Annotated in this window: 15 protein-coding genes; 8 read left to right on the forward strand and 7 right to left on the reverse strand. The window is 71.1% G+C overall.

Features of this window, described 5'->3' with window-relative positions; all coding sequences use genetic code 11:
* Window positions 1–136 precede the first annotated feature (136 nt).
* The 8 genes from ABT115_RS25775 (at window position 137) to ABT115_RS25810 (ending at window position 7,239) form a co-directional block, all read left to right on the forward strand.
* The gene (locus ABT115_RS25775; protein ID WP_351794266.1) at window positions 137–745 is read left to right on the forward strand and encodes a TetR family transcriptional regulator; all 609 of its coding nucleotides are present in this window, start codon (window positions 137–139) and stop codon (window positions 743–745) included.
* A 146-nt stretch (window positions 746–891) separates the two neighbouring features.
* On the forward strand, window positions 892–1,242 hold the full coding sequence (locus ABT115_RS25780) for a DUF4190 domain-containing protein (RefSeq protein WP_351794268.1): 351 nt from the start codon (window positions 892–894) through the stop codon (window positions 1,240–1,242).
* A 235-nt stretch (window positions 1,243–1,477) separates the two neighbouring features.
* Complete coding sequence (locus ABT115_RS25785; protein ID WP_351794271.1) at window positions 1,478–2,722, forward strand: substrate-binding domain-containing protein; 1,245 nt, start codon at window positions 1,478–1,480, stop codon at window positions 2,720–2,722.
* Window positions 2,723–2,725: 3 nt separating this feature from the next.
* Complete coding sequence (locus tag ABT115_RS25790; RefSeq protein ID WP_351794273.1) at window positions 2,726–3,517, forward strand: ABC transporter ATP-binding protein; 792 nt, start codon at window positions 2,726–2,728, stop codon at window positions 3,515–3,517.
* Window positions 3,514–4,320 carry an ABC transporter ATP-binding protein gene (locus ABT115_RS25795; RefSeq protein WP_351794276.1) on the forward strand — a complete coding sequence of 269 codons (807 nt, stop codon included), beginning with the start codon at window positions 3,514–3,516 and terminating at the stop codon, window positions 4,318–4,320. Before ABT115_RS25790 ends, ABT115_RS25795 begins: the two co-directional genes overlap by 4 nt.
* Window positions 4,320–5,207 carry a branched-chain amino acid ABC transporter permease gene (locus tag ABT115_RS25800; RefSeq protein WP_351794278.1) on the forward strand — a complete coding sequence of 296 codons (888 nt, stop codon included), beginning with the start codon at window positions 4,320–4,322 and terminating at the stop codon, window positions 5,205–5,207. Before ABT115_RS25795 ends, ABT115_RS25800 begins: the two co-directional genes overlap by 1 nt.
* Entirely contained in the window at window positions 5,204–6,358 is a 1,155-nt protein-coding gene (locus ABT115_RS25805) for a branched-chain amino acid ABC transporter permease (protein ID WP_502969165.1), read from the forward strand. The genes ABT115_RS25800 and ABT115_RS25805 overlap by 4 nt, the downstream gene beginning before the upstream one ends.
* Window positions 6,355–7,239 carry an alpha/beta hydrolase gene (locus ABT115_RS25810; RefSeq protein WP_351794280.1) on the forward strand — a complete coding sequence of 295 codons (885 nt, stop codon included), beginning with the start codon at window positions 6,355–6,357 and terminating at the stop codon, window positions 7,237–7,239. The genes ABT115_RS25805 and ABT115_RS25810 overlap by 4 nt, the downstream gene beginning before the upstream one ends.
* A 34-nt stretch (window positions 7,240–7,273) precedes the next feature.
* Here the strand turns inward: ABT115_RS25810 and ABT115_RS25815 are convergent, their stop codons facing one another.
* The 7 genes from ABT115_RS25815 to ABT115_RS25845 all read right to left on the reverse strand — a co-directional run bounded on the left by ABT115_RS25815 (window position 7,274) and on the right by ABT115_RS25845 (window position 14,979).
* Window positions 7,274–9,250, reverse strand: coding sequence for a helix-turn-helix domain-containing protein (locus ABT115_RS25815; protein ID WP_351794283.1), 1,977 nt, complete (start codon window positions 9,248–9,250; stop codon window positions 7,274–7,276).
* A gap of 30 nt (window positions 9,251–9,280) precedes the next feature.
* Window positions 9,281–10,123 (reverse strand): 3-hydroxybutyrate dehydrogenase, encoded by an 843-nt coding sequence (locus ABT115_RS25820; protein WP_351794286.1) that lies wholly within the window; start codon window positions 10,121–10,123, stop codon window positions 9,281–9,283.
* Between the two features lie 218 nt (window positions 10,124–10,341).
* The gene (locus ABT115_RS25825; RefSeq protein WP_502969167.1) at window positions 10,342–11,283 is read right to left on the reverse strand and encodes an urease accessory protein UreD; all 942 of its coding nucleotides are present in this window, start codon (window positions 11,281–11,283) and stop codon (window positions 10,342–10,344) included.
* Complete coding sequence (gene ureG, locus ABT115_RS25830) at window positions 11,280–11,921, reverse strand: urease accessory protein UreG (RefSeq protein WP_351794395.1); 642 nt, start codon at window positions 11,919–11,921, stop codon at window positions 11,280–11,282. Before ureG ends, ABT115_RS25825 begins: the two co-directional genes overlap by 4 nt.
* A 160-nt stretch (window positions 11,922–12,081) precedes the next feature.
* The gene (locus ABT115_RS25835; RefSeq protein WP_351794288.1) at window positions 12,082–12,780 is read right to left on the reverse strand and encodes an urease accessory protein UreF; all 699 of its coding nucleotides are present in this window, start codon (window positions 12,778–12,780) and stop codon (window positions 12,082–12,084) included.
* A 64-nt stretch (window positions 12,781–12,844) separates the two neighbouring features.
* Window positions 12,845–14,569, reverse strand: a complete 1,725-nt coding sequence (gene ureC, locus ABT115_RS25840; RefSeq protein ID WP_351794291.1) for an urease subunit alpha — start codon at window positions 14,567–14,569, stop codon at window positions 12,845–12,847.
* Window positions 14,569–14,979 carry an urease subunit beta gene (locus ABT115_RS25845; protein ID WP_351794294.1) on the reverse strand — a complete coding sequence of 137 codons (411 nt, stop codon included), beginning with the start codon at window positions 14,977–14,979 and terminating at the stop codon, window positions 14,569–14,571. The genes ureC and ABT115_RS25845 overlap by 1 nt, the downstream gene beginning before the upstream one ends.

A 14,979-nucleotide genomic window follows, 5' to 3' on the forward strand; every position in this document is an offset into this window, starting at 1 on the left:
CGTAGCGCTGCTACGAGGACATCCCGGCGCCTTGGAATCGCACGCACCAGACCGCGTCCGCTTTCCGATCGGAGGCCACCCGACAGCCTCTTAGCACATCCCTCCGGTTGCGGACAGAAGCCATGGATGGGGACACATGACAGCAGAAGCGAAGCCGGCATCGCCGCCCCTGACGGAGCGGCAGGAGGCCCGCCGCCGCCGCATCCTGCACGCCAGCGCCCAGCTCGCCGGCAGGGGCGGCTTCGAGGCGGTGCAGATGCGTGAGGTCGCGGAGGCTGCCGAGGTCGCCCTGGGCACGCTGTACCGCTACTTCCCGTCCAAGATCCATCTGCTGGTCGCCACCATGCAGGACCAGCTCCAGCACATGCACATGACGCTGCACAAGCGCCCCCCGGCCGGCAACTGCGCGGCGCAGCGGGTCGCCGGCACCCTGATGCGGGCGTTCCGCGCACTGCAGCGCGAACCGCATCTGGCGGATGCCATGGTGCGGGCGCTGACCTTCGCGGACCGCAGTGTCAGCCCGGAGGTGGACACCGTCTCGCGGATCACGACGGCGATCATCCTGGACGCGATGGGACTGGAGCATCCGACACCGGAGCAGCTGTCCGCGGTCCGGGTCATCGAGCACACCTGGCACTCGGCGCTGATCACCTGGCTGTCGGGGCGGGCGTCGATCGCCCAGGTGAAGATAGACATCGAGACGGTGTGCCGGCTGATCGACGTGACGGCACCCCAGGACGCGTAGGGCCCGCCCGCCCCCGTGGCGGATCGAGATCTTTCATCACACACCCCTCACCGACCTGTTCGAAAACGCCACAAACCTCTTCTTAACATGATCATGACCAAGGCCTGTCCGGCGGATCAGGGCCTGGCACCGATGGAGAGGAAGACATGGCCGACCAGTCAGTCAGTGCAGGCGGCGCGACGGGGATACAGGCCCCGGGCGGACCGGGTTACGACGTACAGCCCCCGGCCGGCTACGGGCACCCCGGTGGCGCCCCGCTGCCCAGCGGCAAGGCGACGGCCTCGATGGTGCTCGGCATCGTCGGGCTGCTGCTGATCCCGATCATCCCGCCGATCATCGCACTGTGCCTCGGCATCTCGGCCCGGCGCATGGCCGACCGGGGCGAGGGCGGCGGCCGCGGCCAGGCGACCGCCGGCATGGTGATGGGCATCATCGGCACCGCGTTCGCCGCCCTCGGCGTGGTCGTGGCCACACTGATGGCGCTTTCCGTCATCTGACGGGCCATCACTTCCCACGGCCCCGACGCGTCAGCGCCGTGGGCGGCCCGGGGCCGGACGGTGCGACGCCCGGCTCCGGCCCACGTACGGCCCCTGGCGCGGCTCGCGCCCCCGGCCCATGTACGGCCCCCACATGCGCACCGCGTCAGGTGAGGTGCCCTGCACCATGTCGACGGCGGCACGGTGTTCATACGGTTCGGCGACATCACATGCAAACGCCGAGGAGCCGCTCACCATGCGTCGCAGAACCGCAGGCACCGCCCGTCACCACAGACCCCTCTCCACCGTCGTCACGCTGGCCTCGGTCGGCCTCCTGCTGGTCGGGTGCACCGCCGCCGGGAAGGCGGGCGAGGCCGATTCCGCGTCCGGCAAGGACGCGAAGGGCCAGAGCGTGAAGGTGGGCCTGGTCTACTCCCGTACGGGGCTGCTCGCGGACTACGGGAAGCAGTATCGCGACGGGTTCATGGCGGGCCTGGACTACGCGACGAACGGCACCAACAAGGTCGCCGGGCACCGTATCGAGGTCACCGAGCAGGACGACGCGGGAGACCCGGGCAAGGCGGTCTCCGCGGCCAAGAACCTGATCGGCAAGGGCTACAAGGTGCTGGCCGGCACCACCGATTCCGGGGTGGCCCTCCAGATGGCGCCGCTCGCCGCCCAGAACAAGGTGCTGTACATCAGCGGCCCGGCCGCCACCGACGCCGTGACCGGCATCAACAAGTACACCTTCCGCTCGGGTCGGCAGTCCTACCAGGACATCCTCACGGCCGGGACGATGCTCGGCGAGGCCAAGGGCAAGAAGGTCACGGTGCTGGCCCAGGACTCCACCTTCGGCCAGGCCAATGTCGCCGCCGTGAAGGCCGTCCTCGGCTCCAAGGGCGCAAAGGTGGACTCCGTACTGGCTCCGCCCAGCGCCACCGACCTGACCCCGTTCGCCCGGCAGGTGAAGGCGGGCGGACCCGATCTGGTCTTCGTCGCCTGGGCCGGCTCCACCGCGCCGGCACTGTGGACCGCACTGGACCAGCAGGGCGTGCTGGGGGCGAGCAAGGTCGTCACGGGCCTCGCCGGAACGGCCTCGTACCCGATCTTCGGGGACGCCGGTTCCAAGGTGTCGTTCCTGGCGCACTACTTCCCCGGCGCGGGCGGCGGCAACGCTGTGGAGAAGTCCATGCTCGACTCGGTCACCAAGGCCGGCGGCACCCCTGACCTGTTCACCCCCGACGGCTTCACCGCGGCGCAGATGGTCGTGCGCGCCGTCGAGGAGGGCGGCGCCGATTCCGCCGCCATGGTCAAGGCTCTGGAGGGCTGGAGCTTCGACGGGGTGAAGGGCAAGGAGCAGGTCCGTGCCGAGGACCACGCACTGGTGCAGCCGATGTTCGTCGCGAAGCTGAAGGGGAAGGGCGCCGGTGCCCGGCCGGAGCTGGTGAGCACCGAGGCGATGGACAAGGTGGCGCCGCCCGCCACGCCCTCGGCGGGCTGACCGATGGCCGTACCGGACACCATCACAAAGCGCCCGGGCGGGGCACCGGCCACCGCCCCGGTGCTTCAACTGGACGGACTCGGCTGGGGCGTCGGCGGCGCGACGATCGTCGAGGACGTCACGCTGAGCGTCCACGAGGGCGAGTTCCTCGCCTTCATCGGTCCCAACGGAGCCGGCAAGACCTCACTGTTCAACCTGATCAGCGGGCTGACCATGGCCACGTCGGGCAGACTCGCGCTGGACGGTACGGACATGACGGACCGCCCCGCGCACGCACGGGCGAGGCGCGGCATCGGCCGCACGTTCCAGACGTCCAGCCTCTGGCCCGGGATGAGCGTGGCCGACCACGTCCGGCTGGCCGCTCAGGCGGCCCGGGGCGGCTCGTACCGGCTGTGGCGGCGCGCCTCCCAGTACACCGCCGAGGTGAACGGCGTACTGGAACGCACCGGCCTCGACCACCGGGCACAGGCGATGGCGTCCGAACTGTCGCACGGCGAGAAGCGGAAGCTGGAGCTCGCGGTGCTGCTGGTGGGCGAGCCGCGGCTGATGCTGCTCGACGAACCGATGGCCGGGGTCAGCGCGGAGGAGGTCCCCGCGCTGACCGAACTGATCCGCACCCTGCACCGGGACGAGGGCCGCACCGTCCTGATGGTCGAGCACCACATGGACGTCCTGTTGGGCCTGGCCGACCGGCTCGCCGTGATGCACCACGGAAGGCTGCTGGCGCTGGACACCCCCGAGGCCGTGACCGCCGACCCGACCGTTCAGCAGGCCTACCTCGGGGAGGGACTGTGACGACAGGAACCCTGCTCGCCGTACGGGACCTGCGGGTCCTGATCGGCGGCCGGCACATCCTGCACGGCGTCGACCTGGACGTCGCCCGGCACGGGGTGACCGCGCTGCTCGGCCGCAACGGCGCCGGGAAGACCACGACCGTACGCGGCATCCTCGGCCTCGTCCCGCGCACCGGCAGTGTGCGGCTGGACGGCGAGGAGACCGTGTCGATGCCCACCCACACCGTGGTGCGGCTCGGTATCGGTTACGCCCCCGAGGACCGGGGCATCTTCGCCTCACTGACCGTGGCGGAGAATCTGCGCCTGGCCGAGCGGCGCGGCGCGGGCGAGCCCGCGTACCCGCTCGTCCATGAGCTCTTCCCCGAACTGAAGCGCCGGGAGCGGCAGTTGGCCGGGACACTGTCCGGCGGGCAGCAGCAGATGGTGGCCATCGGCCGCACCCTGCTGGGCGGCAACCGGCTGATCATCGCCGACGAACCCACCAAGGGCCTGGCACCCAAGGTGGTCACCGAGGTCGCCCAGGTGCTGGAGCGGGCCGCCGAGGCGGTGCCGGTGCTGCTCGTGGAGCAGAACCTCGCCGTCGTGCGACGCCTGGCGGAGCACTGCGCGGTGCTGGCCGACGGCCGGACCGCCCATCAGGGACCGGCCGCCGAGCTGCTGGGCGATGCGGAGGCAGCACGGCGGCTGCTGGGCGTGGGACACGGCCCGGCAACAGCGGCGGCACCGCACACTCCCTCGACCGTGGCTTCTTCTACAGCGCCTTCCTCGACCGTGGCTTCTTCGACCGTGGAGGCGGATTCCTGATGTCCACCGTCGTTCTGCTCACCATGACCGGACTCGGTCTGGGAGCGCTCTACTTCCTGATCGCATCAGGACTCTCACTGATCTTCGGCCTGATGGATGTGCTGAACTTCGCGCACGGGGCGCTGCTCTCCATCGGCGCGTACGGCACCTGGTGGGCGGCGTCCGGCAATCTGCCCGGCGCCGGCCCGGACGGAGCGGGCTTCGTCCTCGCGGTCCTGTTCGGTACGGCGGTGGGCACCGCGGCCGCCGTGCTGCTGGAACTCGCCGTCGTCCGCCCGCTCTACACCCGGCCTCGCGAGCAGGTGCTCGCCACGGTCGGGGTGGGGCTCGCCGTCCCGGCGCTGCTGTCGGGTATCTGGGGCTCGGACGCCCTCACCTTCCCGGGGCCGAAGGCGCTGTCCGGCACCTTCGGGCTGCTCGGCGCCCAGGTCCCGGTCAACCGACTGGTACTGGTCGCGGCGGCGGTCGTGGTCCTCGTCGCACTGCGGCTCTTCCTCGGCCGTACCCGGCACGGTCTGGTCGTACGAGCCGGGGTCGAGGACCGGGCGATGGTCACCGCCCTGGGTATCGATGTGCGGAAGGCTTTCACGCTCGTCTTCGCGATCGGCGGCTGCGCGGCCGCGCTCGGCGGTGCACTCGGCGGCCTGTACTTCGGCTCGGTCGACCCCCGCCAGGGCACCTCGCTGCTGATCTTCGCATTCGTCGTGGTGGTCACCGGCGGCATGGGCTCGGTGACCGGCGCCGCCGTGGCGTCCGTCGTCATCGGCCTGGTCCAGCAGTTCGCCAACTACTACACCGCAGCAGGCCTCGGCGACCTGGCCGTCGTCGTCCTGCTCGCCGCGCTGCTGCTCGTACGGCCGCGCGGACTGACCGGGAGGCTCGCGTGATTACCGTCACCGAGACACACGACCGCACCGGCGAAAGACACACGGTCGCGCCGGCCCCCGGGAACACCACCCGGCTGCTGCGCCGCTGGTGGCCCGCCGCCGCGCTGCTGATCCTCTTCCTCGCCCCGTACAGCGCACTGCCGCTGCCCGGACTCCTGGACGGCCCGCTCGGCAGCCCCGGAAGTCTCCAACTGCTCGCCACCTGCCTGTTGTTCGGCGCGCTGGCGACCGGCTACGACCTGCTGGTCGGCCGAACCGGGCTGCTCTCCTTCGGGCATGCGCTCTACTTCGCCGCGGGCAGCTACGCCACCAACATGTTCCTGCTGGAGGCGGGCCTCCCGTTCGCCGTGTCCGCGCTGCTCGGCCTCTGCTCCGGGATCGCGCTCGCGCTGGTCCTGGGGTCGGTGAGCCTACGGGTCACCGGCATCGGCTTCTCCATGGTGACGCTGGCCTTCGCCCAGGCGGGCTCCATCCTGGTCTCCCGCAACCCCGGTGGCTTCACCGGTGGCGAGGAAGGCCGGGCCGCCCCCGCCGATCTGCTGCCGTCCTGGCTCGTGGGCATCGACCACACCGCGAACCTGTACTGGGTGGCGCTCGCCTATCTGGTCCTCACCCTCGCCGTCGTCCACTGGGCGGTCCACTCCCCCACCGGACGGGTCTGGGAGGGCATCAAGGAGAACGAACGCCGGGTGGAGGTACTGGGGTTGAAGCCGTACGGCTTCAAGCTGACGGCCTTCGTCCTGGCGGGCGCGCTGGCCACGCTGGGCGGTCTGGTGCATCTGCTGCTCACCGGCGGCTCGACCCCGCAGACGACCACCTCCGACTTCACCCTCTCCCTGCTGGTGATGGTGGTGCTCGGCGGATCGGGCACCCGCTGGGGTCCGATGGTCGGCGGCATCCTCTACACCTGGGCCGATCACCGGCTCGGCGATCTGGCCGGGTCGGGCGCGGTCGCCGATCTGCCCGCGGTGCTGCGGGTGCCGCTCTCCCAGCCGCTGTTCCTGCTCGGTGTGCTGTTCGTGGCCGTGGTACACCTGCTGCCTGGCGGCCTGGCCCGGCTGCCGTCCCGACTGGCCGCGGTGCGCCGCGGACCCGCCACCACCGAAACACTCCCGGCCAAAAAGGCCCGGAAGGAGAACGGACGCCCGTGATTCCGTACGAAGAGGTAAAGGTCCCCGTGATCGGCGGCGAGTTGGCGGTACTGAGGTGGCCGGCCCGTGAGCCGGACGCACCGGTCGTCGTCGCCGTGCACGGCATCACGGCCAACGCGCTGTCCTGGGGCCCGGTGGCAAGGCTGCTGGACGGCCGCGTCACCCTGATCGCCCCGGATCTGCGCGGCAGGGCCGGGAGTTCGGCCCTGCCGGGGCCGTACGGGATCGCCACGCACGCCGATGACATCGCCGCCCTGACCAAGGCCCTGGGCCTGGACCGGGTGGTGCTGGCCGGCCATTCGATGGGCGCGTTCGTGGCGGCGCTGGCCGCCGTACGGCACCCTGAACGATTCGGGCCGCTGCTGCTCGTCGACGGCGGCATCGGCTTCCCCGCCCCGACGCATCTCTCCCCGGACGAGCTGATGACCGCCGTGATAGGCCCGGCCATGGACCGGCTGTCGATGACCTTCCCCGACCGGGCCGCCTACCGCTCCTTCTGGCAGGCGCACCCGGCGTTCGCGGGTGCGTGGTCGGCCGAGGTGGATGCGTACATCCAGCGCGATCTGACCGGGGACGAACCCGCCATGCACTCCACCTGCCGGATCGAGGCCATACGCGCCGACGGCATCGGCCTCTTCGACGAGGAGGTACTGACGGCGGTACGGAAGCTGCCGGCTCCGGCGACGCTGCTGTGGGCGCAGCGGGGCCTGATGAACGAGGAGCAGGGTCTGTACGACGAGACCCGTCTGGCAGTGGCCGACCTCGGAGGCACGGAGGTGACACCGGTGCCTGTACGGGACGTCAACCACTACACACTGCTGACGGGAGAGAAGGGCGGCCGGGAGATCACACAGCACCTGTTGGAGCTGTGCGGCGCCTGAGAGGCTGACCGCGACACCGGGCGGCCGGACGCGATTACCGCTCCCGGCCGCCCGCCAACAAATGCAGTCGCAAGGCAAGTTGTAGCTCCAAAGCCCGTCCGGGCTCGTTCCAGTCCCGCCCCAGCAGCACCTGCACCCGGTCCAGCCGCTGCACCACCGTGTTGACGTGCACGTGGAGTTCGTCCTTGGCGCGGATGAGACTGCCCCCGGACCCGAAATAGGCACCGAGCGTGCGCACAAGATGCGTGCCGCGTTGCGCGTCGTACTCCAGCAGCGGCCCGAGCGTCGCCGAGACGAAGCCGTCGACGTCCTGGGCGTTACCCAACACCACGCCGAGGAATCCGAGTTCGTCGACGCACGCGCCTTCCCCCGTACGCCCAAGGACCCGCATGGCGCGCAGGCAGCGGGCGGCCTCTCCGTATGCGGAGGCCAACTCCCGGACGCCGCGTGCCGGCCCGGAGGCGGCGACGGTGACGGGGGCCAGGGTCAGCTGCCCGAGCTGGGCCGCCGCCGCGCGTGCCGCGTCACCGGCGGCCTGTGCGGGGTCGTCGGCTGCTATCAACAGCACTACGTTCCCCGCGTGTTCGGCGCTCACCCCGTGGATGTCGCCGCCGAACAGATAGCGCATCACGGCAGGGGCCAGCCTCTCCCGGGCTCCGCCCTCGGCAACCAGCAGCAGATGCGGGCGGTCGAGGTCGATGCCGAGGCGCCGGCCGCGTTCGGCGAGCCCGGCCGGGTCGCGGTCAGCTTCGGTCAGCAGATCGGTGATCAGCTCTCCGCGGATCCGGTTCTCGGTCTCGGCGACCGTGCGCCGCAGCAGCAGAAGGAGTCCGGTGACCACCGAGGCCCGCTCGAACAGCCGACGGTCGGAGTCGTCGAGCTGTTCGCGCCGGTGCAGAACCAGATGGGCCAGGATTTCCTGTCCGGCAAGGACGGCGCAGATCCACCGGCCGTCGCGGTGTACGGCGCGGGCACCCGTGCGGGACTCCTCGGCGGTCTCGGCCAGCCAGCCGGCGTCCATGCTGTCGGCGGCGAAGCCCGCACCGTCGGGCCGGACCGCCGCCAGCGGCCGTCCGCCGGGGTCGTGAATGGTGAGCGGGGAGTCCAGCAGCCCCGCGACCGCCGCGGCGACATCCTGGACGTCACGGCCGCGCAGGACCAGATCGGTCAGCCGGTCATGGGACTCATCGGCTCGCTGCATGGCCGCCGAGTGAGCCCGTACGGCCGCATTGGCCTCGGCCAACTCGGCATTGGCCTCCGCTAGTTCGTCCAGCGCGGACCGGGTGTCGGCGAGCGCGCGTGCGGTGTCGATGGCGATGGCGGCGTGTGCGGCGAGCGAGCACAGCAGGGCGACCTCGTCGGGGCTGAAGACGCGAGGCGCGCGGTCGGCGGCGAAGAGCACGCCGATGACCTTTCCCGTACCGCCGCGGCTGGAGCCGAGAAGCAGGGGCACACCCAGTATGGCGACGAGCCCCTCGTCCAGCACCCCGGCGTTGATGTTGCGGGTGTGATGGAAGCGGTCGTCGGTGCGGTAGTCGGGGGTCGCGTACGGGCTCGCGGTCTGCGCCACCAGACCACCGAGCCCGTGGCCGAGTTCCAGCCGCAGTCCTTGGAAGAGCACCGACACCGACCCGTCGGTGACCCGCATGTAGGTGTCCCCCGCCTCCTCGTCGGGGAGCGTGAGATACGCCGTGTCCGTGCCGAGCAGCATCCTGGCCCGGCGCACGATCGCCTTCAGCACGTCGTCCAGGTCGCGGGACGCGGCCAGATCGCCCGCGGTGTCGAAGAGCGCGGTGAGCTGGAGCTCGCGGCGCCGGTGCTGCCGCAGGGCGCCCCTGATCCGCAGTGCGGTGGCGGTGGCCCGCTCCACCTCCGCCAGATCGCCCGTGGGCACACCGGCGGCCCGCGCCTGCGAGGAGACGGCCCCCAGCGCCTCGGCGGGGGCGTCGTCGGCCAGCAGGTCGAGCAGGCGCCGCAGATGGGGCGCGGCGGAGGCGGACGGTTCAGACATGGGCGGCCCTCGGGCGTAGGGGGTCGGGGATCAGTTGGCGGTCCAGCCGCCGTCCATGGAGAGCGAGATGCCGGTGATGTGCACCGTACGCGGCCCGCAGAGCCACAGCACGGCCTCGGCGACGTCATCGGGTTCGATCAGGCGCTTGATCGCGCTGCGCTCCAGCATGACCTGGCCCACCACCTCCTCCTCGGAGATGCCGTGCGCACGGGCCTGGGCCGCGATCTGGTTCTCGACCAGGGGGGTGCGTACGTACCCGGGGCTGACGCAGTTGCTCGTCACCCCGTGCTCCGCCGCTTCGAGCGCGACCACCTTGCTGAGTCCCTCCAGTGCGTGCTTCGCCATCACATAGGCCGACTTGTAGGGGCTGGCCCGCAGGCCGTGCACGGACGAGATGTTGACCACGCGCCCCCAGCCGCGTTCGTACATGCCCGGCAGGGTCCGGCGCAAGATGCGGAACGGCGCCTCCACCATGACGCGCTGGATCAGTGCGAAGCGGTCCGGCGGGAATTCGTGCACGGGGGCGACATGCTGGAGCCCGGCGTTGTTGACCACGACGTCCACGTCGGCGGGCAGCGTGTCCACCGCGTCGGGGACGGACAGGTCGACCACCCACGCCGTCCCGCCGATCTCCTCCGCCAGGCTCTTGGCGGCGTCGGCGGCCTTGTCCACCACATGGACATGGGCGCCCGCGGCGGCCAGGGCCTGTGCGCAGGACCGCCCGATACCGCTCGCGGCACCGGTCACCAGGGCGGTGCGCCCGGCAAGGAGCCGGTCTGCGGGCGACGGCGATGGACCGGCGGCGGACGGCGGGACGATGGGCGGGGCAGTATGCGGGGCGGGCCCGTGGTCCGGGCTCTGAGGAGTGTCCATGGTCGTCACCGTAAGGAGACCGAAGCCCACGTCACACGGGGTCGGTGCACACACCGTGGTACGTCGGCATGGTGGCGGCCTACATGGTGCGGGCACGGGCGGGGGTCGCCACCACCGGTTCCACTTCGTACCGCCGGCACGGCGTACCCGTACACGGTGGCGGCGGGCCGGGCCCACGCCGCGGGCGGTTACGTGTTCGCCCACGGATCGGGGCGCGGTCAGGTCTTGCGCAGGTCCGGGGCCGGGACGCCGATGAGCGACCACCGCAGGGCGTCCCACGCGGCGCGCATCGCGCGGGTGAGGGCGGGCGGGTCGCTGCCGACGACCCGGACCCACGCCCCGCAGTCGTCGGGCAGGGTGCTCACCCCGAAGGCCAGGCCGGTCGGGGCGAGCGCCTCGTGGAGCGTGTCGGCGACCCGGTCCGCGGGGGCGAGCGGAGTGACCGCGTACAGCGAGGCCATCAGGTCGTGGTCCGCGAAGACGGCGGGCCCGGTGACCGGGCCCGGTCCGTGCGGATCGAGGCGGACGGTGTCCACGGCCAGGAGCGTCCCGTCGGGGCGCCGGATCTCCAGGTCGCTGTAGAGCAGTCGGTAGGCATGGCGTTCACCGCGGGCCAGCCGCCCGGCCGCGATCGTCTCGCCCAGCAGCACGGTGGCGGTCGGGTCGACGGTCACCTGGGTGTGCTGGTAGAAGCGTGCGTCCCGGTAGGGGATCAGGGAATCCGGCAGGTATTCGACGTAACTCCCCTGCCCTGCCGTGAGGTTGACGACCTGGGTCGCGTGGTCGAACTCCATCCGGTGCACCTTGGTCGCGGCCTGTGTGGTCAGGTGGACCGAGGTGCCGGGGCCGCAGTCGATGTCGATCCGGTTGCGGTCGGCCTGGATGATGCCGCCGCCGGTCGACATCAGATAGGTCACCGGGAGATCGGGCCGCGAGGGGTCGATGTACAGCGGGCGCATGATCTGCAGCGGTGATTTCTGGTACCGGTCGACGAGTTCGGTCCGCCCGCCCACCCGCACGTAGCGCAGTTCGAGCAGACCGACCTTGCCGGGGCGCCCGGCGGCCAGGGTGTCCGGGGTACCGGTGAGGTCGAGCATCCGGGCCGGTACCCGACGGGGTTCGTAGTGCGCGGGATCCAGCCGCGCGGGCGCATCGGTCATGCGGAAGCCGTCTCCTGGGCGGCCTCGTGGGAGAGCAGGAAGTCGGCGATGGTGCCGAGCCCCTCTCCGGTGAGCGAGTTGGTCAGCACCACCGGCCGGCCCTCCCGGACGCGGTGGGCGTCCGACTCCATGACACCGAGATCGCACCGTACGTAGGGGGCGATGTCCACCTTGTTGATGACGAGCAGTTCGCACTCGGTGATGCCAGGCCCCCGCTTGCGCGGCATCTTGTCGCCCTCGGCGGTGTCCAGCACGAACAGGAACAGGTCGACCAGCGCGGGGCTGAAGGTGAGGGTCAGGTTGTCCCCGCCGCTCTCGAAGAGCAGGGTGTCCACCTCGGGGAAGCGCTCCAGGAGTTCGTCCGCGGCCGCCTGGTTCATCGTCGGGTCGTCACGGACAGCGGTGTGCGGGCAGGCCCCGGTCTCCACGCCGACGATCCGGTCCGCGTCGAGGATCTGGGCCAGGGTGCGGCGCACATGCGCGGCGTCCTCGGTGGTGAAGATGTCGTTGGTGATGACGGCGGGGGTCCGGCCGCGCTCGATCAGCACCGGGACAAGTGCCTCGATCAGCGCGGTCTTGCCGGAGCCGACCGGTCCGGCGACACCGACGCGCAGTACGCCGTCCTTCGGTCGCCGCATGAGCTCGTCGTGGTCGTGGTGGTGGTGCCTGGCCTGCATGGGGTCGTGCATGGTGTTCCTGTCCGGGTGGGAGGGGTGGAAGAGGTGAAGAGTGTCGAAGAGGCCCCGGCGAGGTGCCGTAGCTGTCGTCGCGCGCCCGCCAGGGATTACGGGACAGCCCTTAGCTGGCGAACAGCCGTGCCTCGGCGCGCTCGTGGCGGCCGGCCATGACGTCCGCGACCGGGACGCAGCCACCGATGTCGGGCAGTTCGCGCGCCAGGGCCGCGTCGACGGTCTCCTCGATCACCGGGGCGGCGCCGTGCAGCACGACCTGCGCCCGGCGGTGGTCGGTGAGCCGCAGCCGCATCGCGGCCCCCACGAGACTGGCCGCGAAGGCGAACAGTTCGCAGGTGACCGCCTGACGGACGGGCAGCTCGTTGCCGGCGTGGACGACGGCGGCGACGACCGGTTGGCAGCCGCGTACGGCGCCGTCCTGGTAGAGGCCCCGGTACCGCTTGATCTGCGCGGTGTCATACACCTCGCCGGCCAGGTCCAGCAGCTGCCGTCCGGTGCGGACGGCGGCCTGCCGGGCCTCGCGGCCCAGTTTGGTGGCGTGCAGCCGCTGTTCCACGGCCACCACCTGCGCCCAGTCGTCGGCGGTGACCGCACGGTGGGCGAGCGCGAGGGCGGTGGCGTCGGCCGGGCCCACGCTGTGGCGCAGCAGGTCGTGCAGGAGCGCCGGCAGACCGGACGGGGTGACCGCGCGGGCCTGCTGAAAGCCCTCCAGGCCGTGCGAGAGGGTGTAGTAGCCGCTGGGGAAGGCCGAGTCGGTGAGCTGGAGTCCGGTCAGCAGCGCCGGGATCGGGATCGGATCGTTCACACCGGGTTTTCCGTTCGAGCAGATGACTGTCCGGGCCGGGCCGTCGGCGGACGCCGGGGGACGGTCAGACGATGTAGAAGAGGTGGTTGAGCGGGAGCCGCTCGGCCGGTTCGATGGTGGCGGGCTCTTTGTCGACGGTGACCTTGTACGTCTCGGGGTCCACCTCGATGCGCGGCAGCGCGTCGTTGCGCACCATGTGCTGCTTGCCGATGGTCCGGCAGCGCTGCACGGGCTCGATCCGCCGTTGCAGCCCCAGCTCTTCGGGGACCCCGGCGGCGATGGACGCCTGCGACATGAACGTCACCGAGGTGCGCTGCTTCGCGCGGCCGTGGGCGCCGAACATCGGCCGGTAGTACACCGGTTGCGGCGTCGGCAGAGAGGCGTTGGGGTCACCCATCAAGGCCCAGTTGACCAGGCCACCCTTGATGATCAGCTTGGGCTTGGCGGCGAAGGAGTGGATCGGCCAGAGCACGATGTCGGCGAGCTTGCCGGGCTCCAGGGAACCGATCACGTCCGCGGCGCCGACCGCCGTCGCGGGGTTGATCGTCAGCTTGGCGAGGTACCGCAGGACCCGCGCGTTGTCGTTGCGGGAGCTGTCCTCCGCCAGCGGACCGCGCATCTCCTTGCAGTGGTGTGCCGTCTGGAAGGCGCGGACGAAAGACTCGCCGACCCGGCCCATGGCCTGGGAGTCCGAGGAGAAAATGCTGATGACCCCGAGGTCGTGCAGTACGGTCTCGGCCGCGATCGTCTCGGCGCGCACCCGGCTGTCGGCGAACGAGACGTCCTCGGGGATGTCCCGGGACAGGTGGTGACAGACCATCACCATGTCCAGCAGCTCGTCCACCGCGTTGACGGTGTACGGCAGGGTCGGGTTGGTGGAGGCCGGCAGCACGTTGGCCTCGCCCGACACCCGGATGATGTCGGGGGCGTGGCCGCCGCCCGCGCCCTCGGTGTGGAAGGTGTGGATGGTCCGGCCGTCGATCGCCGACAGGGTGTCCTCGTAGAAACCGCCCTCGTTGAGGGTGTCGGTGTGGATGGCCATCTGTACGTCGTACTCGTCGGCGACCCGCAGCGCGGTGTCGATCGAGGCGGGGGTGGCGCCCCAGTCCTCGTGCACCTTCAGCCCGGCCGCTCCCGCCTCGACCTGCTCGCGCAGCGCCTCGGGCAGGCTGCCGTTCCCCTTGCCGAGAAGCCCCACGTTGACCGGCAGGTCCTCCACGGCCTCCAGCATCCGGTGGATGTTCCAGGGGCCCGGGGTGCAGGTCGTGCCGTTGGATCCGTCGGTGGGCCCGGTGCCGCCGCCGAAGAAGCTGGTGATGCCGTTGGACAGGCCCTCCTGGGCCTGCTGGGGCGCGATGAAGTGGATGTGTGTGTCGACACCCCCGGCGGTGGCGATGAGGTGTTCGCCGGAGATCACCTCGGTGCCGGGGCCGATGACGAGCTTGGGGTCGACGCCGCTCTGGAGGTGCGGGTTTCCCGCCTTGCCGACGCCGACGATCAGGCCGCCGCGAACTCCGATGTCGCCCTTGACCACGCCCAGGACGGGGTCGAGGACCACGACATTGGTGATGACGAGGTCCAGGGCGCCCTCGCGGTTGAGTGCGGAGGGGTCCTGGGCCATGCCGTCCCGGATGGCCTTGCCGCCGCCGTAGACGGCCTCTTCCCCGTACGAAGCCGCGTTGTGGTCGTACTCGACCTCGACGATCAGGTTGGTGTCGGCCAGGTGGAAGCGGTCGCCCACGGTGGGGCCGAACAGATCCGTGTACTGCTTGCGCGGGATGATCGCCATCAGGCCCGGTCCTCCTCGTTGTTGGTGCCGGCTGCGGCGTCGGGGTGGATGAAACCGAGCTCCGCGGCCCGGCGGAGCGCGTCGCGCTTGGTGTCCGAGGCAGAGAGGCCGCCGTTGACGAGCGCGGCGAAGCCGGTGAGCCGGCCGGTGCCGGCGAAGGCGCAGAGCTCCACCTCGCGGGTGTCGCCGGGCTCGAAGCGCACGGCGGTTCCGGAGGGGATGTCCAGGCGCATGCCGTAGGCGGCCTCGCGGTCGAAGCGCAACGCGCGGTTGGTTTCGAAGAAGTGGTAGTGGGAACCGACCTGGACGGCCCGGTCACCGGTGTTGGCGACGGTGAGCCTGGTCCTGGCCCGGTTGGCGTTGATCTCCACGGGTTCGTCCCCGTAGAGGTAGTGGGCTCCGCCCGACAT

The sequence above is a fragment of the Streptomyces sp. NPDC001832 genome, assembly GCF_040297265.1.
GTDB lineage: Bacteria > Actinomycetota > Actinomycetes > Streptomycetales > Streptomycetaceae > Streptomyces.